Annotated in this window: 17 protein-coding genes, 1 pseudogene and 1 riboswitch; of the genes and pseudogenes, 9 read left to right on the top strand and 9 right to left on the bottom strand. The window is 70.1% G+C overall.

Translation table 11 applies throughout. The annotated features are described in order from the left end of the window. Positions 1 to 10: 10 nt before the first annotated feature. Genes tkt through A6W98_RS15235 form a run of 3 tightly spaced genes read right to left on the bottom strand, consistent with a single transcriptional unit; the run spans position 11 to position 3910 of the window. Positions 11 to 2002: a transketolase gene (tkt, locus tag A6W98_RS15245; protein WP_042462831.1), complete on the bottom strand. Its 1992-nt coding sequence runs from the start codon at positions 2000 to 2002 to the stop codon at positions 11 to 13. Between the two features lie 10 nt (positions 2003 to 2012). After that, positions 2013 to 2885 carry a phosphoribulokinase gene (locus tag A6W98_RS15240; protein ID WP_042462827.1) on the bottom strand — a complete coding sequence of 291 codons (873 nt, stop codon included), beginning with the start codon at positions 2883 to 2885 and terminating at the stop codon, positions 2013 to 2015. Between the two features lie 17 nt (positions 2886 to 2902). Continuing rightward, positions 2903 to 3910 carry a class 1 fructose-bisphosphatase gene (locus tag A6W98_RS15235; RefSeq protein ID WP_042462824.1) on the bottom strand — a complete coding sequence of 336 codons (1008 nt, stop codon included), beginning with the start codon at positions 3908 to 3910 and terminating at the stop codon, positions 2903 to 2905. A 110-nt stretch (positions 3911 to 4020) separates the two neighbouring features. Here A6W98_RS15235 and A6W98_RS15230 point away from each other — a divergent pair, with 110 nt between their 5' ends. The 9 genes and pseudogenes from A6W98_RS15230 (at position 4021) to A6W98_RS15190 (ending at position 12367) form a co-directional block, all read left to right on the top strand. Continuing rightward, entirely contained in the window at positions 4021 to 4947 is a 927-nt protein-coding gene (locus tag A6W98_RS15230) for a LysR family transcriptional regulator (protein WP_042462821.1), read from the top strand. Positions 4948 to 5092: 145 nt separating this feature from the next. Further along, positions 5093 to 7534, top strand: a complete 2442-nt coding sequence (locus A6W98_RS15225) for a heavy metal translocating P-type ATPase (protein WP_042462819.1) — start codon at positions 5093 to 5095, stop codon at positions 7532 to 7534. After that, on the top strand, positions 7531 to 7920 hold the full coding sequence (gene cueR / locus A6W98_RS15220; RefSeq protein ID WP_042462816.1) for a Cu(I)-responsive transcriptional regulator: 390 nt from the start codon (positions 7531 to 7533) through the stop codon (positions 7918 to 7920). The genes A6W98_RS15225 and cueR overlap by 4 nt, the downstream gene beginning before the upstream one ends. 38 nt (positions 7921 to 7958) lie before the next feature. After that, positions 7959 to 8168, top strand: a riboswitch (cobalamin riboswitch). A gap of 186 nt (positions 8169 to 8354) precedes the next feature. Further along, entirely contained in the window at positions 8355 to 9347 is a 993-nt protein-coding gene (locus tag A6W98_RS15215) for a FecCD family ABC transporter permease (RefSeq protein WP_042465238.1), read from the top strand. Further along, positions 9344 to 10102: an ABC transporter ATP-binding protein gene (locus tag A6W98_RS15210; RefSeq protein WP_042462814.1), complete on the top strand. Its 759-nt coding sequence runs from the start codon at positions 9344 to 9346 to the stop codon at positions 10100 to 10102. Before A6W98_RS15215 ends, A6W98_RS15210 begins: the two co-directional genes overlap by 4 nt. Positions 10103 to 10154: 52 nt before the next feature. Beyond that, positions 10155 to 10760, top strand: a pseudogene (locus A6W98_RS15205) (MotA/TolQ/ExbB proton channel family protein); the annotation flags it as partial. After that, entirely contained in the window at positions 10760 to 11143 is a 384-nt protein-coding gene (locus A6W98_RS15200; protein ID WP_042462809.1) for an ExbD/TolR family protein, read from the top strand. The pseudogene A6W98_RS15205 and the gene A6W98_RS15200, both read left to right, overlap by 1 nt. 4 nt (positions 11144 to 11147) lie before the next feature. Further along, entirely contained in the window at positions 11148 to 11534 is a 387-nt protein-coding gene (locus A6W98_RS15195) for an ExbD/TolR family protein (RefSeq protein WP_042462807.1), read from the top strand. Beyond that, positions 11531 to 12367, top strand: coding sequence for a TonB family protein (locus A6W98_RS15190; RefSeq protein ID WP_052678088.1), 837 nt, complete (start codon positions 11531 to 11533; stop codon positions 12365 to 12367). The genes A6W98_RS15195 and A6W98_RS15190 overlap by 4 nt, the downstream gene beginning before the upstream one ends. Before the next feature lie 189 nt (positions 12368 to 12556). Here A6W98_RS15190 and A6W98_RS15185 read toward each other — a convergent pair whose 3' ends face one another. The 6 genes from A6W98_RS15185 to A6W98_RS15160 all read right to left on the bottom strand — a co-directional run bounded on the left by A6W98_RS15185 (position 12557) and on the right by A6W98_RS15160 (position 19667). After that, positions 12557 to 12778 carry a formate dehydrogenase subunit delta gene (locus A6W98_RS15185; protein WP_042462804.1) on the bottom strand — a complete coding sequence of 74 codons (222 nt, stop codon included), beginning with the start codon at positions 12776 to 12778 and terminating at the stop codon, positions 12557 to 12559. Continuing rightward, positions 12768 to 13586, bottom strand: a complete 819-nt coding sequence (fdhD, locus tag A6W98_RS15180; RefSeq protein ID WP_042462802.1) for a formate dehydrogenase accessory sulfurtransferase FdhD — start codon at positions 13584 to 13586, stop codon at positions 12768 to 12770. The genes A6W98_RS15185 and fdhD overlap by 11 nt, the downstream gene beginning before the upstream one ends. 6 nt (positions 13587 to 13592) lie before the next feature. Next, the gene (gene fdhF, locus A6W98_RS15175) at positions 13593 to 16463 is read right to left on the bottom strand and encodes a formate dehydrogenase subunit alpha (RefSeq protein ID WP_042462800.1); all 2871 of its coding nucleotides are present in this window, start codon (positions 16461 to 16463) and stop codon (positions 13593 to 13595) included. Between the two features lie 259 nt (positions 16464 to 16722). Beyond that, on the bottom strand, positions 16723 to 18237 hold the full coding sequence (locus tag A6W98_RS15170; RefSeq protein ID WP_042462798.1) for an NADH-ubiquinone oxidoreductase-F iron-sulfur binding region domain-containing protein: 1515 nt from the start codon (positions 18235 to 18237) through the stop codon (positions 16723 to 16725). Beyond that, the gene (locus A6W98_RS15165; RefSeq protein WP_042462795.1) at positions 18234 to 18698 is read right to left on the bottom strand and encodes a formate dehydrogenase subunit gamma; all 465 of its coding nucleotides are present in this window, start codon (positions 18696 to 18698) and stop codon (positions 18234 to 18236) included. Before A6W98_RS15165 ends, A6W98_RS15170 begins: the two co-directional genes overlap by 4 nt. Before the next feature lie 84 nt (positions 18699 to 18782). Continuing rightward, complete coding sequence (locus tag A6W98_RS15160; protein ID WP_042462792.1) at positions 18783 to 19667, bottom strand: LysR family transcriptional regulator; 885 nt, start codon at positions 19665 to 19667, stop codon at positions 18783 to 18785. Between the last annotated feature and the right edge of the window lie 218 nt (positions 19668 to 19885).

Below are 19885 nucleotides of genomic sequence, written 5' to 3'. Positions count from 1 at the left end.
CCTTCTCGTCTTACTTGATCAGTTTCTTCGCGGCGGCGGCCACGGCTTCGGCAGTGATGCCGAAGTGTTTGTAAAGGTCGTCGGCCGGCGCCGAGGCGCCGAAGCCGGTCATGCCAACGAAGGCGGATCCGGCGCCCAGAAGCGGCGCCCAGCCCTGTTCCACGGCGGCCTCGACCCCGACCCGGGGCGCGTCGCCAAGGACCGACGCCCGGTAGGCATCGTCCTGCGCTGCGAATAGCTCGAAACAGGGGGCAGAGACAACGGCGGCCCTGACATCCTGGCGCGCCAGTTCGTCGGCCGCGGTCATCGCGATCTCGACTTCCGAGCCGGTGGCGATCAGGGTGACGTCGCGGCCGCCCTCGGGCTCGCGCAGCACATAGGCGCCCTTCGCGGTCAGGTTCTCGGTCCGGTGCTCGGTCCGCAGGCAGGGCAGGCCCTGCCGCGACAGCGCCAGAAGGCTCGGGGTCTTGTCCGAGGTCGCGGCGATTTCCCAGGCCTCGGCGGTCTCGACCACATCGGCCGGGCGGAAGACGTTGAGGTTGGGCATGGCCCGCAGCGAGGCCAGATGCTCGACCGGCTGGTGGGTCGGGCCGTCCTCGCCCAGACCGATCGAATCATGCGTCATCACATAGGCGACCGGCAGCCCCATCAGCGCCGAGAGCCGGATCGCGGGCCGGGCATAGTCGGCGAAGACGAGGAAGGTGCCGCCATAGGGGAAGAAGCCGCCATGCAGCGCGATGCCGTTCATCGCCGCCGACATGCCGAATTCGCGGATCCCGTAATGGATGTAATTGCCGCCGTAATTGTCTTTCGACACCGGCGACATGCCCTTGGTCAGGGTCAGGTTCGAGCCGGTCAGGTCGGCCGAGCCGCCGATGGCGTTGGGCAGGGTGGCATTGACCACGGCCAGCGCCATCTCCGAGGCCTTCCGGGTCGCGACCTTGGGCGCGTCGGCCGAAAGCTGCTGCTTGTAGGCGGTGATCGCCTCGGCCATGGCGGCCTTGTCGGGCCCGGCCAGCGATTTCTCGAAGGCGCCGCCATGCTCGGCACAGAGCAGACGCGCCTCCCAGCCCTCGCGGGCCTCGCGGCCGCGTGCGGCGACCGCATGCCAGGCGGTATAGACCTCTTTCGGCAGGGTGAAGGCCTCATGGGTCCAGCCAAGGGCCGCCCGGGTCGCGGCGATCTCGTCGGCGCCGAGCGGCGCGCCATGGACCTTGTGGCTGCCGGCCTTGTTGGGCGCGCCCTGGCCGATCACGGTCTTGCAGTCGATCAGCGAGGGGCGGGGGTCCTTGCGCGCGTCCTCGATGGCGGCGGCGACGGCCTCGCGGTCATGGCCGTCGACCTCGGCCACATGCCATCCGGCGGCGGCGAAGCGGGCCTTCTGGTCGACCGAGGTCGACAGTTCGGTCGAGCCGTCGATGGTGATCTTGTTGTCGTCCCACAGCACGATCATCCGGCCCAGCTGCCAGTGCCCGGCCATGTCGATGGCCTCGTGGCTGATGCCCTCCATCAGGCAGCCGTCGCCCGCGATGACATAGGTGTAGTGATCGACCAGGTCGTCGCCGAAGCGGGCATTGTGCATGCGTTCGGCCAGCGCCATGCCGACCGCGGTGGTGATGCCCTGTCCCAGCGGGCCGGTGGTGGTCTCGATGCCCTCGGCATGGCCGTATTCCGGATGCCCCGCCGTGCGCGCGCCCCATTGCCGGAAGCTGCGGATCTGGTCCATGTCCATGTCGGCATAGCCCAGCATGTGGTTGATCGAATAGACCAGCATCGAGCCATGCCCGGCCGACAGCACGAAGCGGTCGCGGTCGGCCCATTTCGGGCAGGACGGGTCGATCTGCATGAACCGGTTGAACAGCACCGCGGCCACATCGGCCATGCCCATCGGCATGCCGGGATGGCCCGAATTGGCGGCCTGCACCGCATCCATGGTCAGGACACGGATCGCGGTGGCCATCAGCGCTTCGGCGCTGGTGTCGATCTTGGTGGGCGCGTTCATTTTGGGCTCCTCAGGCGCGTTTGGATTCGGAGACGAGACGGTTGATCATCGGCGTCAGGATCAGCTGCATCGCGAGATCGAGCTTGCCGCCCGGGATCACGATCGAATTGGCGCGGCTCATCCAGGATCCGTGGATCATCGAGACCAGGTAGGAAAAGTCGATCCCGCGGGGGTTCTTGAAGCGGATGACCACCAGGCTTTCATCCGCGGTCGGGATCCAGCGGGCGACGAAGGGGTTCGAGGTATCGACCACCGGCACACGCTGGAAGTTGATGTCGGTTTCGGTGAATTGCGGGCAGATGCAATGCACATAGGCATACATCCGGCGCAGGATCACGTCGCGGATCGCCTCGGTCGTGTAGCCGCGCTTTTCCTTGTCGCGATGGATTTTCTGGATCCATTCGAGGTTGATCACCGGCACCACGCCGATCTTGAGATCGGCATGGCTGGCGATGTCGACCTCGTCATTGACGACCGAGCCGTGAAGCCCCTCGTAGAACAAGAGGTCCGAGTCCTCGGCGAAGGGCGCCCAGTCGGTGAACTCGCCCGGCGCCACGCCGCGCTTCGCGGATTCCTCGGCATCATGCACGTAGTGGCGGGTGCGCCCGGTGCCGGTCTCGCCATATTGCCGGAACACCTCTTCGAGGATCTTCAGCTCGTTGGCCTCGTAGCTGAAATGGCTGAACCCCGCATCGCCCTCGGCATAGTGACGGTCGAGCTCGGCCTTCATGTCCTTGCGGTTGAAGCGGTGGAAGGCGTCGCCCTCGATCGAGACCGCGTTCACGCCCTCGCGCCGGAAGATCTGGTCGAAGGTGTGCTTGACCGTCGAGGTACCCGCCCCGGAGGAGCCGGTGACGGAGATGATCGGGTGCTTCTTGCTCATGACAGTCCTCCAGGAACTCAGACGCGGAACAGGCCGCGGTTGCCGAACAGGGCGTTGACCTCTTCATCCGGCAGATCGTGATAGGCGGCGATGCGGCTGACCTTGTCGGTCGAGCCGAAGACGAAAGGCGTGCGGGCGTGCAGCTTCTCGGCGGTCTTGCCGAGGATCGGGTCCTGGGCGTCGGTGGCAAGGCCTCCGGCCTGCTGGATCACGAAGGCGATGGGCGCGCATTCATAGACCATCCGAAGCCGTCCGCGGGCATAGCCCTTGCGCGCGTCGCCGGGATAGAGAAAGACGCCGCCCCGGGTCAGGATCCGGTGCGTCTCGGCCACCAGCGAGGCGACCCAGCGCATGTTGAAATTCGAGGCGCGCGGGCCTTCCTCGCCGGCCAGGCAGTCGTCGATATAGGCCCGGATCGGGCGCGACCAGTGCCGGTAATTCGAGGCGTTGATGGCGAATTCCCGCGAGGTATCGGGGATCTTGATCGCCTCGGCCACCAGCACGAACTGCTTGCTGTCGGGGTCCAGAAGATATTCCTGGGTGCCGTTGCCGAAGGTGCAGACCAGCATCGTCTGCGGCCCGTAGATGATGTAGCCCCCCGCGACCTGCTGGTCGGTCGGGCGCAGGAAGCTGGCATCGGGATCCTCTGCGGCCTCGAAGATCGAGAAGATCGTGCCGATCGAGACATTGACGTCGATATTCGACGAGCCGTCCAGCGGGTCGATCGCCAGCGCATAGGCGCCCTCGGGGTCGAGAACCGCGACCGTGTCCTGTTCCTCCGAGGCGTAGTGGCGGACATTGGCGGCCTTGAGGCGTTCGCAGAAGGCATCGTCTGCCATCAGGTCAAGCGCCTTCTGGGTGTCGCCGCCGGTATTCTCGCCCACGGCCGCCCCCAGCGCCCCGCCCAGCGGGCCGCGCTGGATCACCCGCGAAAGATCGATGCCGACCTCGCAAAGCGCATTCATGATCGGCTGAAGCGCGGCGGGGATATGCTGCAAATCCCTGATCGGATTTTCCGTTTGCATAAAATTCTCCCGAATCTGGCGGCAACTTGTCGTTATTGGTTGCTAGAGGATGACGGGATGGTAGAGAATTTAAAAACCCGGAAGCTGTATTAGATTTTTTTGAAAACATAATGTCGACGCTCCGACCCGAGGCCATAACCTTCAAGCAACTCAGGGCGTTGTGCGCCGTGGCCGAGCACGGCACGCTGACCGCTGCGGCCGAATCCATTCACCTCACGACCCCGGCCGTTCATACCCAGCTGCGCCAGCTCGAAGAGAATTTCGGTGCGCGTCTGGTCGATCGCGGGCCGCAGGGCGTGGCGCGACTCACGCTGCAGGGCGAGGCGGCGCTGGTGGGCGCACGCGCCATTGAGACCGCGCTCGAGGCCTGCGTCGATCATGTCCGCGCGCTCAATGACGGGATGGAGGGGATGGTCACGCTGGGCGTGGTCGCCACCGCCAAGTATTTCGCGCCGCGTCTGGTGGCCGAGCTGCATCGCGCCTTTGCCGAGATCGACGTGATCCTGCGCGTGGGCTCGCGCGAGATGGTGGTGTCGGCCTTGCAGGCGGCGAGCGTCGATATCGCGATCATGGGGCGACCGCCCCGGCTGCCCGCGGTGCATGCGACGGTGCTCGGCCCGCATCCGCATGTGCTGATCGCGCCGCCCGATCATCCGCTCGCCGGACAGGGGCGGATCGCGGCCGAGCGGGTGCTGGCCGAGACCTTTCTTGCGCGCGAGGCCGAGTCGGGCACCCGGGTCCTGATGGAGCGGTTCATCGAGCGGCTGGGCAAGGGGCGGCCGCAGCGGGTGGTCGAACTGGAAAGCAACGAAACCATCAAGCAGGCGGTGATGGCGGGGCTCGGGGTTGCGCTGATCTCGCGCCATACCGTGGCCGGGGAACTGGCTGCGGGGCGTCTGGTCGAGCTTGATGCGCCATCGCTGCCCCTGGTGCGTCAATGGTTCCTGGTCCATCGCAGCGACACCGCGCTCAGCGCGGCCGGGCGGCGGATCCACGGCTATATCGTGGGACGGCAGGGGGCCTTCCTGCCCCGATAGCCCGGTCCCGACCCCGAATTTTCGTCGAAAATTCGCGCGGGCTGCGGGCCTGCGCCTTCCGCGGCCGCCGATTTCGGCAAGGGGTTGACCTTCCAGCGACTGGAGGCCCTATCTCGGGAGGGCGTTCGCCGTGAAGGAGGCTGCCATGACCGCTATGACCACAACCAGACTGAAGCTCGAGGGGCTGCATTGCGCGGGCTGCGTGCGGCGGGTCGAGCGCGCCCTGACCGAGCTGCCCGATGTCGGTGCCGCCCGGGTCAATCTTGCCACCGGGTCCGCCGAGATCGAGCATTCGGGCCCGGTCGCGCCGCTGATCGGGGCCGTCGAGGGCGTGGGCTTCGGCGTCGGGCAGACCGAGATCGCGCTTGCGGTCGAGGGCGCCAGTTGCGCCTCCTGCACCGGTCGGATCGAGCGGACGCTGATGGCCCAGCCCGGCGTGCTTTCGGCGTCGATGAACCTTGCAAGCGGCCAGGCCCGCGTCACCCTGGCCGAAGGGCTGGACGATGCCGCCGCACTTGCCCGCGCGGTCACCGAGGCGGGCTATCCCGCGACCCCGCTGCGCGCCGAGGCCCGGCCCGAGCCCGGCGCGGCCCAGGCCGCCGAGGCCCGCGCACTTGCCCGTCGCGCCTGGACCGCGGGGCTTCTGGCGCTGCCGGTCGTGCTTCTGGAAATGGGCGGGCATGTGGCGCCCGGTGCCCGCGAGGCGCTTGCCGGGATCGTCTCGGAGACCGGTCTGCGCATCGTCTCCTTCCTGCTGACCACCGCGATCCTCGCCGGTCCCGGCCGCGCCTTCTTCGTCAAGGGGGTGCCGCTGCTGCTGAAGGGCGCGCCGGACATGAACGCGCTGGTCGCGCTCGGCACCGCTGCTGCCTGGGGCTATTCGACCCTTGCGACCTTCGCCCCCGGCCTGCTGCCCGAGGGGACGGCGCATGTCTATTTCGAGGCCGCCGCGGTCATCGTCACCCTGATCCTGGTCGGCCGCAGCCTCGAGGCCCGCGCCCGCGGCCGCACCGGCGAGGCGATCCGGCATCTTCTGGGCCTGCAACCGCGCAGCGCCCGGGTGGTGACGGAAACCGGCCTCGAAGATCGGCCCGTTGAGCAACTCGCGCCCGGCGATCTGATCGAGATCCGGCCCGGCGAGCGCATCCCCACCGATGGCGAGATCGTCGAGGGGCAGGGGCCGGTCGACGAATCGATGCTGACCGGCGAGCCGATGCCGGTCGACAAGGCGCCCGGCGACGCGGTCACGGGCGGCACCGTCAACGGGGCGTCCTCGCTGCGCTTCCGCGCCACCCGGGTCGGCCGCGATACCGCGCTGGCGCAGATCGTGGCGATGGTCGAGACGGCGCAGGGCGCCAAGCTGCCGGTGCAGGCGCTGGCCGACCGGATCACCGGCATTTTCGTGCCCGCCGTGCTGGCCGCCGCCGCGCTGACGGTTGCGATCTGGCTGGTCTTCGGCCCCGATCCGGCGCTGGGCCTCGCGCTGGTCGCGGGCGTCTCGGTGCTGATCGTCGCCTGTCCCTGCGCCATGGGGCTGGCCACGCCGACCTCGGTGATGGTGGGCACGGGCCGCGCCGCCGAGATGGGGGTGCTGTTCCGCAAGGGCGACGCGCTGCAAGGCCTGTCGGCTGTGGCGACGGTTGCCTTCGACAAGACCGGCACCCTGACCGAGGGCCATCCGGAACTGACCGGGATCCGGCTTGCCGACGGCTTTGAGAAAGGCGATGTCCTGGCCGCCGCCGCCGCGCTCGAGGCCCGCTCGGAACATCCGCTCGCGCAGGCGATCCTGGCCGCCGCGCCCGATCATCCCGAGGCCGAGGGGGTCGAGGCCTTGCCCGGTTATGGCGTCAGGGGGCGGGTCGGCGGCCGTGACGTCCTGGTGGGCGCCGAACGGCTGATGGTGCGCGAGGGCATCGCGCCGGGCCCGCTCGAGGCCCAAGCCGCGACGCTGGCCGCGACCGGCGCGACCCCGGTCTTCGTGGCCATCGACGGAGCGATGGCCGGGGTGCTGGCCCTGGCCGACCCGATCAAGCCCGGGGCCCGGGACGCCATCGCCGGGCTGCACCGGATGGGTGTGGCGACCGCGCTGATCACCGGCGATACCGAGCCGACCGCGCGCGCCGTCGCGGCCGAGCTTGGCATCGACCATGTCGTGGCGGGCGTCCTGCCCGGCGGCAAGGTCGAGGCGCTGGAGGGGCTTCGCGCCGACGGCCCTGTCGCCTTCGTCGGCGACGGGCTGAACGACGCGCCGGCGCTGGCCGCGGCCGATGTGGGGCTCGCCATCGGCACCGGCACCGATGTCGCCATCGAGGCGGGCGACGTGGTGCTGATGTCGGGCGATCCGCAAGGCGTCGTCAATGCGCTCCATGTCAGCCGCCGGACCCTGGCCAATATCCGTCAGAACCTGTTCTGGGCCTTCGCCTATAACGTCGCGCTCATTCCGGTCGCGGCAGGCGTGCTCTACCCGCTGAACGGCCTCTTGCTGTCGCCGATGCTGGCGGCGGGGGCGATGGCCTGTTCAAGCCTCTTCGTGCTGTCGAATGCCCTTCGGCTGCGCGGGCTCGGCCCGCTGGAGGCCCGCTCATGAATATCGGCGACATCTCGAAAGCCACCGGGCTGCCGGCCAAGACCATCCGCTATTACGAGGAAATCGGTCTGATCCGCCCCGCCCGGGGCGCCAATGGCTACCGGCATTTCTCGGAGACCGACCGGCACAACCTGACCTTTCTGGGCCGGGCCCGGTCGCTGGGCTTTTCGATCGAGGAATGCCGGGCGCTTCTGGCGCTTTACACCGACAAGGACCGCGCCAGCGCCAATGTGAAACAGATCGCCCGCGTCCATCTGGCGCAGATCGACGCCAAGATCGCCGAATTGCAGGCGATGCGCGCCACCCTGGCCGAGCTGGTTTCGGCCTGCGCGGGCGATCAGCGCCCCGATTGCCCGATCCTGAAGGGGCTGGCCGGGGAAGGCTGAGCCGCCCGCAAAGGGCTTTGACAATGCGCCCCGATCGGCTAGGCAGGGGCCACTTCGGTTCCGGCCCGCAAGGCCGGAGAAAAGGGAACGCGGTGCGCCTTGCCCCTCGGGGCGCGGCAATTCCGCGGCTGCCCCCGCAACTGTAGGCGGAGAGCGCGGCTGACAGATGCCACTGGGCCAAGGGCCCGGGAAGGCCAGCCAAGCGACGACCCGCAAGCCAGGAGACCTGCCGGAGCGACGATCACCCTTTCCGGGCGCGGGGCGCGCCCCGGAGCGGCCAGCCCGCAGCGGTGAGACAGATCACCGTCCGGGGGGCTGGCCCGACCGCCGATGCGCCCCGGACCGCCCGCAAGGGCAGGGAAGGCAGGGCGATGGACGATCCGAACGAAACAGGGGCCGAAGACAGGACCGGGCCGCGCGGCCGGGACGCGCGCATGAGGGGGCAGGGGCTCTTCTGGGCGTTGGCGCTGCTGGTGGCGGCGCTGTTCCTGTTGTCCTTGCTGATCGGGCCTGCCGGGCTTTCGGTCCGCGAGAGCTTCTCGGCGCTCCTGGCCGGGCGCGGCGAGGCGGCGGTGCTGGTCATGCGCGAGATCCGGTTGCCGCGGGCGATCCTTGCCGTGCTGGTGGGGGCGAGCCTCGGGCTGTCGGGCGCCGCGTTGCAGGGCTACATGCGCAACCCGCTGGCCGAGCCGGGCCTGATCGGGGTGTCCTCGAGCGCGGCGCTGGGCGCGGTGCTGGCGCTTCAGACCGGGCTGGCCTCGGCGCATGTTCTGGCGCTGCCTGCATCGGCACTGACGGGCGCGCTGATCGCGGTCTCGCTTCTGCTGCTCTTGGCCGGGCCGCGCGGCGGCGCCTTCACGCTGATCCTTGCGGGCATCGCGCTCTCGGCGCTGGCGGGCGCGCTGACCCAGCTGGTCCTGAACCTTTCGCCCAACCCCTATGCCACGGCCGATATCGTGTTCTGGCTGATGGGCTCGCTGGCCGACCGGTCCTTCACCCATGTCTGGCTGGCCCTGCCGCTGACGGTGCTGGGCTGGATGCTGCTGGCCGGGCTCGGCCGCGGGCTCGACGCGCTGACGCTGGGCGAGGATGCGGCCGCGGCGCTGGGCATCCGGCTGGGGCGGCTGCGGCTTGCGCTTGTCATTGGCGTCGCCGCCTCGGTCGGGGCGGGGGTGGCGGTGGCGGGCGCCATCGGCTTTGTCGGGCTGATCGTGCCGCATCTCCTGCGCCCGCTGGTCGGCGCCCGGCCTGCGCGGCTGTTGCCGGCCTCGGCGCTGGGGGGCGCGGCACTTCTGCTGGCCGCCGATATCGGCGTGCGGCTGGTGCTGCCCGACCGCGACCTCAAGCTGGGCGTCGTCACCGCGCTGATCGGGGCGCCGCTCTTCATCCGGCTGATCTACCGGACCCGGGCGGAGGCGGGCGCATGACCGGGCTCGAGCTTTCCCATCTGACCGTCCGGCGCGGGACCCGCCCGGTGGTCGAGGATGTCACCGCGACGCTTTCCCCCGGCGACTGCGTGGGGCTCGTCGGCCCCAATGGCGCGGGCAAGACCACCCTGATGCGCGCGGCACTCGGGCTGGTGCCGCACAGGGGCAGCTCGAGCCTCGCGCGGCTTGCCCCCTCCGAGCGCGCCCGCATCGCCGCCTGGCTGCCGCAGATGCGCGAGATCGCCTGGCCGGTCAGCGTCGAGACCCTGGTCGGGCTCGGCCGCACGCCGCATCTGGGGCCGGGCCAGGGTCCCGGGCCGCGCGACCGCGCCGCCATTGCCGGGGCGTTGGACCGGCTCGGGCTGGCCGGTTTCGCCGGACGCCGCGCGACTGAACTCTCGGGCGGCGAACAGGCACGGGTGCTGATCGCCCGGGCGCTGGCGCAGGAGGCGCCGGTCCTGATGGCCGACGAACCCATCGCCGGGCTCGACCCGGCGCATCAGTTCACCACCATGGAGCTGTTTGCGGGGCTCGCCGCCGAGGGCCGCCTCGTGATGATCTCGCTCCATGATCTGGGGCTGGCGGTCCGGTTCTGCACCCGGCTCCTGCTGATGCATCGCGGGCGTCTGGTGGCCGACGGCCCGCCCCGCGCGGTGCTGAGCGAGGCCAATCTGGCCGAGGTCTTCGGGCTGCGGGCCTATCTGGCCGACACCCCCGACGGCCCGGTCTTCCAGCCGCTCGAGGTGGTGCGATGACCCCGAATTCCTGCCCGACCGAGGAGCCTGCCGCATGATCGATCCGATCCTTTCCTTCCTTCAGACCGGCGGCGCGGCGATGTGGGCCATCGCGGCCCTGTCGGTGGTGACGCTCAGCCTCATCCTCTGGAAGCTCTGGCGCCTCGCGCTGATGGGCGCCTTTGCCGGCGCCCGGGCCGAGCGGTCGGTCGCGCTCTGGCAGGAGGGCGCGCGCGCGGCGGCGGCTGAGGCGGTCTCGGGCCGGGTCGGGCTGCGGGCGCGGCTGGTTCGCGCGGCCATCGGGGCGTTGTCGCTGGGCCTGCCCGAGGCCAAGGCCCGCGAAGAGACCACCCGTGTCGCCCGGCGGCTGCTGGTCGAGCTTCGCTCGGGGCTTCGGGCGCTGGAGCTGATCGCGGTGATCGCGCCGCTTCTGGGGCTTCTGGGCACCGTTCTGGGCATGATCGACGCCTTCCAGGCGCTGCAATCGGCGGGCGCTGCGGCCGATCCCGCCGATCTGGCGGGCGGTATCTGGGAGGCGCTTCTGACCACGGCGGCGGGCATGGCGGTGGCGATCCCGGCGGCGGTCGCGCTGAGCTGGTTCGAATCCGTTGCCGACAGCGCCCGGGCCGACATGGAGGATCTCGCGACCCGGCTGTTCCTGGCGACCGAGGCCGGGTGATGTTCAGCTTCGACACGCCCCGGCGGCCGCGCCGCCCGAGCCTCACGCCGATGATCGACGTGGTCTTCCTGTTGCTGGTCTTCTTCATGATCGCCGCGCGTTTCGGCCCCGAGGCCGGGATCGAGATCGTCGCGGCACAGGCTGGGGGCGCGGGCGACTGGCAGGGCCCGCCGCGTCTGGTCGAGGTGGGGCCCTCGGGGCTTTCGCTGAACGGGCAGGCGATGGCGCCCGACCAGATCGCGGCCGAACTGGCGCGGATCACGCCCGCGCCCGGCGATCCGGTTCTGCTCCGCGCCCGGGACGGCGCCGATCTGCAGGCGCTGGTCGATGCGATGGAGGCGCTCGGCCAGGCCGGGGTCACGGGGCTCATGCTGGTGGAGTGAGGCGATGTTCACATTCGGCGAAGACGACCGGCAAGGCACACGCGGCGAAAGCATCGTGCCGATGATCAATGTCGTCTTCCTGCTGCTGATCTTCTTTCTGATGAGCGCGCGCCTGGTGCCGCCCGCGCCCTTCGAGGCAGAGCCGCCCCGCGCGGACGGGGCCGAGCCCGCCGCGGGCGAGATGCTGCACCTGTCGGCCGCGGGCGATCTGGCCTTCGGCGCGGCGCGCGGCGAGGCGGTCTTCGCGGCGCTCGCCGCCCGTCCCGAGGCGGCCGGACCGCTGGTGATCCGGGCCGATGCCGGGGTCGAGGCGGCAGCATTGGCGCGTCTTGCCGCGCGGCTGACCGCCGAGGGACGCGGTCCGTTGCGGCTGGTGACGGTGCCACGATGAGGGGCGCGGGCGAGCTTCTGGCCTTCGTGCCGCTGGCGCTGGCGCTTCATGTCGGGGCCTTCGCGCTGGCGCGCCTGCCGCTTGGCGGCGTCGCCGGGGCTGCGGGCGGGCCGGGGGGCGATGCACTGGTGACGCTGGCGGCGGCGCCTGCCTCCTATGCCGGGCTTGCCGAGGACTGGACCGAGGCCCCGGCGATGCAGGCCGCGCCGGTGGATCTGCCCGCTCCGGAGGTCCCGCCTGAAAGCGACCCGGCCGCCATGCCCGAGCGCGCCTTGGCGCCGGTTCCGGCCCTGCCCAAGCTCGCCGCGATTCTGCCCGAGGCGGACCTTCCCGATCCGCCGGAGCGGCCCGAAAGGATCAGGGCCGCGCCCGACCCGGCTCTGGCGCTTCGGCCCGAACCCCGCCCGGATCGCCCGGCCAAAGCCGCCCGGTCAGCCCCCCCATCCGAGGCCCGCGCGGCGCAGGTGGCGCGGGGCGGCTCGGCGGCCGCCGAGGCGGGCGCGGGGGCGACGGGCGGGGCGCCGACGCTCTCGCCCGCCCGCGCCTCGGCGCTGCGGGCCGAATGGGGCGCGCGGATCCTGGCGCGTGTCGATCGCCGGCACCGCTATCCGAGGGGCACGCGGGCCAGCGGCCGGGCGCTGGTCGAACTGGTGCTGGCGCGCGACGGGCGGCTTTTATCGGTCCGGCTGGTCCGGAGCGCGGGCGATCCGAGGCTCGACGATGCCGCGCTGGCGGCGGTGCGCCGGGCCGGGCGGTTTCCGCCCGCGCCGGAGGGGCTTGGCGCGTCCCGCTACAGCTTTACCCTGCCGCTCCGCTTCGAGTGGAAGGGGTAGGCGGCACGCGGCCCAAGGCCCGGGCCGCGTTTCTTTGGGGCGCTGCGACCTGAGACCGTCGCGTCCCCGCCCGATGACGCAGGAAATACCCGCCCGGGCGACCCGGTTGCGGGGCGGGCTCAGGGCCGTGCGCCCGCTTTCGGGTGACTGGCAGGAAAGCCCGAAGACCGGTCTTTCCGGGATCGGCCCTCAGGCGGTCGCGGGGCGCCGGATCAGCGCGGCCGCGCCCCGCACCCGGTCGGAAAGATCCGCGTCCGGGGTCTCGGCCAGGACCAGCAGCCGCGCCCGCATCCGCGGGTCCCAGAACTGGTCGATATGCTCGGCGATGGCGGCTTCGGCCTCGTCCCCTGGCAGGCGGGCGAAGGCGATGGCGATCTGGTTGGCCATATAGGCAAGCTTTTCAGGGGTCATGGGGGATCTCCGCCGCGGCGATCCGCCGGGCATGGCTGTGAATGTCAAGGCTCTGGCCGCGGGCCCGGGCGACGAGGGTCAGACCTGCGGCCTCGGCCGCAGCGACGGCGCGCAGGGTGGGGGCCGAGACCGCGATCAGAGCCGGCGCGCGGGCAAGAACCGCCTTCTGCACCAGCTCGATCGAGACCCGCGAGGTCAGCAGGATCGCGCCCCCCGAGGCGTCGCGCCCCAGCCGGGCCAGCCGTCCCACCAGCTTGTCGAGCGCATTGTGCCGCCCGACATCCTCGCAAAGCGCGACCAGCCCTTCCGAGCGGGTCCAGAACCCCGCCGCATGGGCCGCGCGGGTGGCGCCGTGCAACTCCTGGCCCAGACCGAGCGCGGTCATCGCCTCGGCGATCTCGGGCGGCGTCAGGCAGGGCCCGCCCGGTGGCAGCACCGGCAGCGGCCGGGTCGCGGCCGCGAGGCTTTCGACGCCGCAAAGCCCGCAGCCGACCGGCCCCTCCATGCTGCGCCGACGCCCGGCCAGCCGCGCGCCCAGCCCGGGCGCCAGCCAGATCCGCAGCTCGATCCCCTCGTCATGATCGGCGCGCTCGATCCGCGCGATCTGGTCGGGGCGCTCGACGATGCCTTCGCTCAGCGAGAAGCCCAGCGCGAAATCGTCGAGATCGGCGGGGCTGGCCAGCATCACCGCATGGGTGGTGCCGTCATAGCAAAGCGCGACCGGGACCTCTTCGGCCAGCCGCCGGATGTCGGGCGCGGCCCCGTCGGGGCCGACGCTTTGCACCTGCGATGTCGCCCAGGGCCGCATCCGGGCTCATTCCGCCGCGGGCAGGATGCGGCGGGCGGCGCGGGCATGGGCGGCGTAATCCTCCTGCCAGTCCGAGGGCCCGTTCGACAGCGCCACCTGAACCGCCGTCACCTTGTATTCGGGGCAGTTCGTCGCCCAGTCGGAATAGTCCGAGGTCACCACATTGGCCTGGGTCTCGGGATGGTGGAAGGTGGTGTAGACGACGCCGGGGCTGACCCGGTCGGTCAGCGTGGCCCGCAGCGAGGTCTCGCCCGAGCGCGAGGCGAGGCGCACCCAGTCGCCCTCGGCGATGCCCCGGGTTTCCGCGTCATGGGGGTGGATCTCCAGCCGGTCCTCGCCATGCCAGGCGGTATTGGCGGTGCGCCGGGTCTGGGCGCCCACATTGTACTGGCTGAGGATCCGCCCCGTCGTCAGCAGGAGCGGGAAACGCGGGCCGGTGCGCTCGTCGGTCGGCACATAGTCGGTGATGACGAACAGCCCCTTGCCGCGCACGAAGCCTGCCTCGTGCATGACCGGCGTGCCCCTGGGGGCGGCCTCGTTGCAGGGCCATTGCACCGAGCCCTCGCGCTCGAGCAGATCGTAGCTGACGCCCGCGAAGCTGGGGGTGGTGGCGGCGATCTCGTCCATGATCTCGGAAGGGTGGTCATAGTCCCAGCCCGCGCCCATGGCATTGGCCAGCGCCATGGTGACCTCCCAGTCGGCCAGCCCGGTCATGGGCGCCATCACCCGGCGGACACGGTTCAGCCGGCGCTCGGCATTGGTGAAGGTGCCGTCCTTTTCCAGGAAACTCGAGCCCGGCAGGAAGACATGGGCGTAATTCGCGGTCTCGTTCAGGAAAAGATCGTGGACGATGACGCAATCCATCGCCGCCAGCCCCGCCGCGACGTGCTTTGTATCGGGGTCCGATTGCAGGATGTCCTCGCCCTGGACGTAAAGCCCGCGGAAGCTGCCATCGACGGCCGCGTCCAGCATGTTGGGGATCCGAAGCCCCGGCTCGTCCGAGATCGTCACCTTCCAGAGCCGCTCGAAGATGGCACGGGTCCCGGCGTCATGGACATGGCGGTAGCCCGGCAGCTCATGCGGGAAGCTGCCCATGTCGCAGCTTCCCTGCACGTTGTTCTGGCCGCGCAGCGGGTTCACGCCGACGCCCGCACGCCCGATATTGCCGGTCGCCATGGCAAGGTTCGCGATCGCCATGACCGTGGTCGAGCCCTGGCTGTGTTCGGTGACGCCGAGCCCGTAATAGATCGCGGCATTGCCGCCGGTGGCGTAAAGCCTTGCGGCCCGCCGGACCTCGGCCGCCGGAACGCCGGTCAGCGCCTCGGTCGCCTCGGGGCCGAGATGCTCTTCGGCGACGAAGGCCGCCCAGTCCTCATAGGCCTCCCGGTCGCAGCGTTCGGCGATGAAGGCCCGGTCGGTCAGGCCTTCGGTCACGATCACATGGGCCATGGCGGTCAGAAGCGCCACATTGGTGCCGGGCCGCAGCGCCAGGTGATGCGCGGCCTGCACATGCGGCCCCCTGACCAGGTCGATCCGGCGCGGATCGGCGACGATCAGCTTCGCGCCCTGCCGGAGCCGCTTCTTCAGGCGCGAGGCGAAGACCGGGTGGCCGTCGGTCGGGTTGGCGCCGATCACCAGCACCACATCCGCCGCCTCGACGCTGTCGAAATCCTGCGTGCCGGCCGAAGTGCCGAAGGTGGTCTTCAGCCCGTATCCGGTCGGCGAATGGCAGACCCGGGCGCAGGTGTCGACATTGTTGTTGCCGAAGACCTGCCGGATCAGCTTCTGCACCAGGAAGGTTTCCTCATTGGTGCAGCGCGAGGAGGTGATGCCGCCGATGGCGCCGGTGCCGCTTTCGGCCTGGATCCTGCGCAGCCTTTTCGCGGTGAAGGTCAGGGCTTCCTCCCACGAGACCTCGCGCCAGGGCTGGTCGATGGTCTCGCGGATCATCGGGCTCTGGATGCGGTCGGGATGGGCGGCATAGCCGAAGGCGAAGCGGCCCTTGACGCAGCTATGGCCGCGATTGGCCTTGCCGTCCTTCCAGGGCACCATGCGCACCAACTGATCGCCCTTCATCTCGGCCCGGAACGAACAGCCCACGCCGCAATAGGCGCAGGTGGTGACGATGGCCCGGTCGGGCGTGCCCATCTCGATCACCGCGTTTTCCTGCAGCGTCGCGGTCGGGCAGGCCTGCACGCAGGCGCCGCAGCTGACGCAGTCGGAATTCAGGAAATCCGTGGTGCCGGAGGCGATCCGCGCCTCGAAGCCCATCCCCTCGACGGTCAGCGCGAATGTGCCCTGAACCTCTTCGCAGGCCCGCACGCAGCGGAAGCAGGCGATGCATTTCGACGGGTCATAGGTGAAATAGGGGTTCGAGCTGTCCCTGGCCTCGTAGCGCGGGTTGGCCTCGCCGTTCTGCCGGGGCTCGAAATGGTTGGCGCCCGGGGTATAGCGCACCTCGCGCAGCCCGACGGCACCCGCCATGTCCTGCAACTGGCAATCGCCATTCGCGGCGCAGGTCAGGCAGTCGAGCGGGTGGTCCGAGATGTAAAGCTCCATCACCCCGCGCCGCAGCTTCGCGAGCCTGGGCGTCTGGGTCTGCACCTGCATGCCTTCGGCGGCGGGCGTGGTGCAGGAGGCAGGCGTGCCGCGGCGGCCCTCGATCTCGACCATGCAAAGACGGCAGGACCCGATGGGCTCGAGACTGTCGGTGGCGCAGAGCTTGGGGATCTCGATCCCGGCCTCGGCCGCGGCGCGCATCACCGAGGTGCCCTCTGGCACGGTCACCTCCATGCCGTCGACGGTCAGCGTCACGGTCTTGTCCGAGCAGCGGGCGGGGGTGCCGAAATCGGCATCGGGAATGATGAAGTCCTTCATCTGCTGGCCTCCGGGCTGGCGGATTGGTCATGCGATGCGAAAAGGGCCGCGCCCGATCCTGGGAGCGCGATCCCTGACGACAGGGCGGTGCGTTTCATGGCGCAACCCGCTGCCATGCGTTCCGCTGTCTGAAATGCTGCAATGCGCCTTCCCCCGGGGGGGATCGGACGTGGCCCGGGCCGGGCGCCCGGGACAGACCCTGGGGCGCTTTCGGGCCAGACGGCGTATGGCTGCCCCATCGAGGCGACATGAACCCGGCTCATTCGGCCGCCTCCCGCGCGGGGGGGAAATCCTCGGGGAAATGCCGCAGCGCGCTTTCGACCGGGTAGGGGGTGAAGCCGCCCAGCGCGCAGAGCGAGCCCGCGCGCATGGTCTCGCACAGATCGGTCAGGATCTCGGGCGCGGCCGGATCGCCCGCGAGGATGCGGTCGATGGTCTCTATGCCCCGGACCGCGCCGATCCGGCAGGGGGTGCAGGTGCCGCAGCTTTCCACCGCGCAGAATTCCATGGCAAAGCGCGCCATCGCGCCCATCTCGGCGGTGTCGTCGAAGACCACGAGCCCGGCATGGCCAATCAGCCCGCCCGCCTCGTCGCATTCCTCGTATCCCAGCGGCGTGTCGAACAGCGAGCGGGGGAAATAGGCCCCGAGCGGGCCGCCGATCTGCACCGCCTTGACGGGTCGGCCCGAGGCGGTGCCGCCGCAGACGCCCTCGACGAGTTCGCCGATGGTCATGCCGAAGGCCGCCTCGAACAGCCCGCCACGCCTGACATTGCCCGCGATCTGCAAGGGCACGGTGCCCAGAGAGCGGCCCAGCCCGAAAGAGCGGTAATGCTCGGCCCCTTCCGACAGGATCGCCGGGACCGAGGCCAGAGTGATCAGGTTGTTGACCACCGTCGGCCGCCCCATGAACCCCTTGTGGGCGGGCAGAGGCGGTTTCGGGCGCACGGTGCCGCGCTTGCCCTCCATCGAATTCAGAAGCGCGGTTTCCTCGCCGCAGACATAGGACCCGGCGCCGACACGGTCCTCGATGTCGAAATGATCGCCCAGAATGCCGGCCTCGCGCGCGATCCTCAGCGAGGCGTCCAGCGTCGCGATCGCCTGCGGATATTCCGAGCGCATGTAGACATAGCCCCGGTCGGCGCCGACCGCGCGGGCGCAGATCGCCATGCCCTCGATCAGGCAGAACGGATCGCCCTCGATCAGCATCCGGTCGGCGAAGGTGCCGCTGTCGCCCTCATCGGCATTGCAGACCACGGCCTTGCGCGCGCCCCCGGCCTCCAGCACCGTCTTCCACTTGATGCCGGTCGGAAAGCCCGCGCCGCCCCGGCCGCGCAGGCCCGAGGTGGTGATCTCGGCCACGATCTCCTCGGGCGTCATCGTCATCGCGCGGTCCAGCCCCTTCAGCCCGCCTTGCGCGCGATAGGCGTCCAGATCGAGCGGCTCGGCAATGCCGCAGCGGGCGAAGGCAAGACGGGTCTGGCGGGCGAAGAACGGGATCTGCTCGACCGGGCCGAGGGCCTTGGGGTGATCCTCGAAGGCGCCCTCGAACAACGCGGGCACATCGGCAGGCTCGAGCGGGCCGAAGCCCATGCGCAGGCCGTTTTCCTCGATCTCCAGCAGCGGTTCCAGCCAGACCATGCCGCGCGTGCCGGTGCGTTTCAGCATCAGGTCGAGCCCGCGTGCCTCGGCTTCGGTCTGCAGGGCCCGGGCGACCTCGTCGGCACCAAGGGCCAGGGCGGCGGCGTCAAGCGGCAGATACAGCGTGAGGCTCATGCCGATCCCTCCCGCGCGAGGCGTTCCAGCCCGTCGGCCGTGACCCGGCCGACGGGGCGGTCATCGACCAGCGCCGCGGGCGCGCAGGCGCAGAGCCCGAGGCAATAGGCCGGTTCCAGCGTCACCGCGCCATCTTCGGTCGTGCCATGCCACTCGACACCGAGCCGTGCCTTCAGGTCATCGCCCAGCGCCGCCGCGCCCATCGCCTGGCAGGCCTCGGCCCGGCAGACCCGCAGCACCCGGCGGCCGCCGGGCTCGGTCCGGAAATCGGGGTAGAAGCTGACCACGCCATGGATCTCGGCCGTGCTGAGGCCCAGTTCCTCGGCCAGGGCCGGATAGGCCGCCATGGGCACATGGCCGATTTGATCCTGCACCGCATGCAGCACGGGCAGCAGCGGGCCGTCGAGATGCGCATGGGCCGCGGCGATGCTGCGGCATCGCGCGATGATGTCGGTGGTCATGCAGTCCTCCCTTTGCATGCCATAGTGTGCCGTTTCGACCCCGGCGGGATCAATGGCCGCGATTCGTCGGGCGATAGAAATATTCTATTGAAACTTCGCCTGCCGCGCGGCCTCCATCAGGGCGTCGAGCACCGGGGTCATCGGTTCGCGATGGGGCGCGATCAGCCCGACCACATGTTCGGCCTCGGGCTCGGTCAGCGGCACCGCGACCAGCGATCCGGCGCCGAGGAAGGGCTGGGCGGTTCTCAGCGGCAGGATCGTGACCCAGCCCGAGGTCTGGACATGGGCGATCAGCGCCAGAAGCGAGTTCGACTCGAGCCGGGCCGTGGCCACCGCGCCCGCTTCGGCCATATGGCGGTCGACGATCCGGCGGTTCTGCATGTCGGGGGACAGAAGGCAGAGCGGTTCGGCCGCGGCCTCGGCCCAGGGCACCGCCGCGCGCCCGGCCAGAGGGTGATCGGCGCGCATCACCAGGGTGTAATGCTCGGCATAAAGCGGCACCGTCGCGACCCGGCCGAGCGGCTCGTTTTCAAGATAGGTCAGGCCGGCATCGACCTGGAGATCGTCCAGCATCTGGACGATTTCCGTCGAATTCCGCGAGAAGATGGTGATTCGCAGATTCGGGTGACGCAACGTCAGAGGGCCGGTCAGCGCGGTGATCGCGGCCAGCGCGGTCGGCACCGCGGCAAGCCTCAGATCGCCCGACAACCCGCGTTTCACCGCGCGCATCTCCTCGCGCAGCGCGCGGGCGTCGGCGACGATCACCCGGGCGCGTTCCAGCACCCTTGCGCCCTCGGGGGTCAGCCCGCCGAAGCGCGAGCCGCGCCAGACCAGAAGCACGTCAAGTTGTTCCTCCAATTGCTTTATCGCGGCCGAAAGCGTGGGCTGGGTCACGCCGCAGGCCTCGGCCGCGCGGCCGAAATGGCGCTCGCGCGCAAGCACAATGAACATCTCGAGCTTGTCGATCATCGGTCTCCTCCTCGCGACAGACTGCACCGGACCGCGCATGGCGCAAAGCACCTTAACGCGTATATGGGCGGAGAGGGCGTCGTGCCGTCCCGGCGATGGCACGCTTGAAAAGTGATCCGGAAGCCGCTTTGACTGCGCCTCGCAGCCCTTCCGAGACCGGGGCCGAACCGAAAGGACGCCAGATGAGGCCGTGCCTGCTTGCTGCCTGCCGAGACTGC

It is taken from the genome of Rhodovulum sulfidophilum DSM 1374 (genome assembly GCF_001633165.1).
Taxonomy (GTDB): Bacteria; Pseudomonadota; Alphaproteobacteria; order Rhodobacterales; family Rhodobacteraceae; genus Rhodovulum; species Rhodovulum sulfidophilum.
The sequence above is the reverse complement of the archived record's forward strand: the minus strand, read 5'-3'. Positions and strand labels throughout refer to the sequence as shown.

Excerpts from the sequence above, each read along its gene's own strand:
- tkt (WP_042462831.1), bottom strand. The coding sequence starts at position 2,002 with ATGAACGCGCCCACCAAGATCGACACCAGCGCCGAAGCGCTGATGGCC.
- A6W98_RS15240 (WP_042462827.1), bottom strand. The coding sequence starts at position 2,885 with ATGAGCAAGAAGCACCCGATCATCTCCGTCACCGGCTCCTCCGGGGCG.
- A6W98_RS15235 (WP_042462824.1), bottom strand. The coding sequence starts at position 3,910 with ATGCAAACGGAAAATCCGATCAGGGATTTGCAGCATATCCCCGCCGCG.
- A6W98_RS15230 (WP_042462821.1), top strand. The coding sequence starts at position 4,021 with ATGTCGACGCTCCGACCCGAGGCCATAACCTTCAAGCAACTCAGGGCG.
- A6W98_RS15225 (WP_042462819.1), top strand. The coding sequence starts at position 5,093 with ATGACCGCTATGACCACAACCAGACTGAAGCTCGAGGGGCTGCATTGC.
- cueR (WP_042462816.1), top strand. The coding sequence starts at position 7,531 with ATGAATATCGGCGACATCTCGAAAGCCACCGGGCTGCCGGCCAAGACC.
- A6W98_RS15215 (WP_042465238.1), top strand. The coding sequence starts at position 8,355 with ATGAGGGGGCAGGGGCTCTTCTGGGCGTTGGCGCTGCTGGTGGCGGCG.
- A6W98_RS15210 (WP_042462814.1), top strand. The coding sequence starts at position 9,344 with ATGACCGGGCTCGAGCTTTCCCATCTGACCGTCCGGCGCGGGACCCGC.
- A6W98_RS15200 (WP_042462809.1), top strand. The coding sequence starts at position 10,760 with ATGTTCAGCTTCGACACGCCCCGGCGGCCGCGCCGCCCGAGCCTCACG.
- A6W98_RS15195 (WP_042462807.1), top strand. The coding sequence starts at position 11,148 with ATGTTCACATTCGGCGAAGACGACCGGCAAGGCACACGCGGCGAAAGC.
- A6W98_RS15190 (WP_052678088.1), top strand. The coding sequence starts at position 11,531 with ATGAGGGGCGCGGGCGAGCTTCTGGCCTTCGTGCCGCTGGCGCTGGCG.
- A6W98_RS15185 (WP_042462804.1), bottom strand. The coding sequence starts at position 12,778 with ATGACCCCTGAAAAGCTTGCCTATATGGCCAACCAGATCGCCATCGCC.
- fdhD (WP_042462802.1), bottom strand. The coding sequence starts at position 13,586 with ATGCGGCCCTGGGCGACATCGCAGGTGCAAAGCGTCGGCCCCGACGGG.
- fdhF (WP_042462800.1), bottom strand. The coding sequence starts at position 16,463 with ATGAAGGACTTCATCATTCCCGATGCCGATTTCGGCACCCCCGCCCGC.
- A6W98_RS15170 (WP_042462798.1), bottom strand. The coding sequence starts at position 18,237 with ATGAGCCTCACGCTGTATCTGCCGCTTGACGCCGCCGCCCTGGCCCTT.
- A6W98_RS15165 (WP_042462795.1), bottom strand. The coding sequence starts at position 18,698 with ATGACCACCGACATCATCGCGCGATGCCGCAGCATCGCCGCGGCCCAT.
- A6W98_RS15160 (WP_042462792.1), bottom strand. The coding sequence starts at position 19,667 with ATGATCGACAAGCTCGAGATGTTCATTGTGCTTGCGCGCGAGCGCCAT.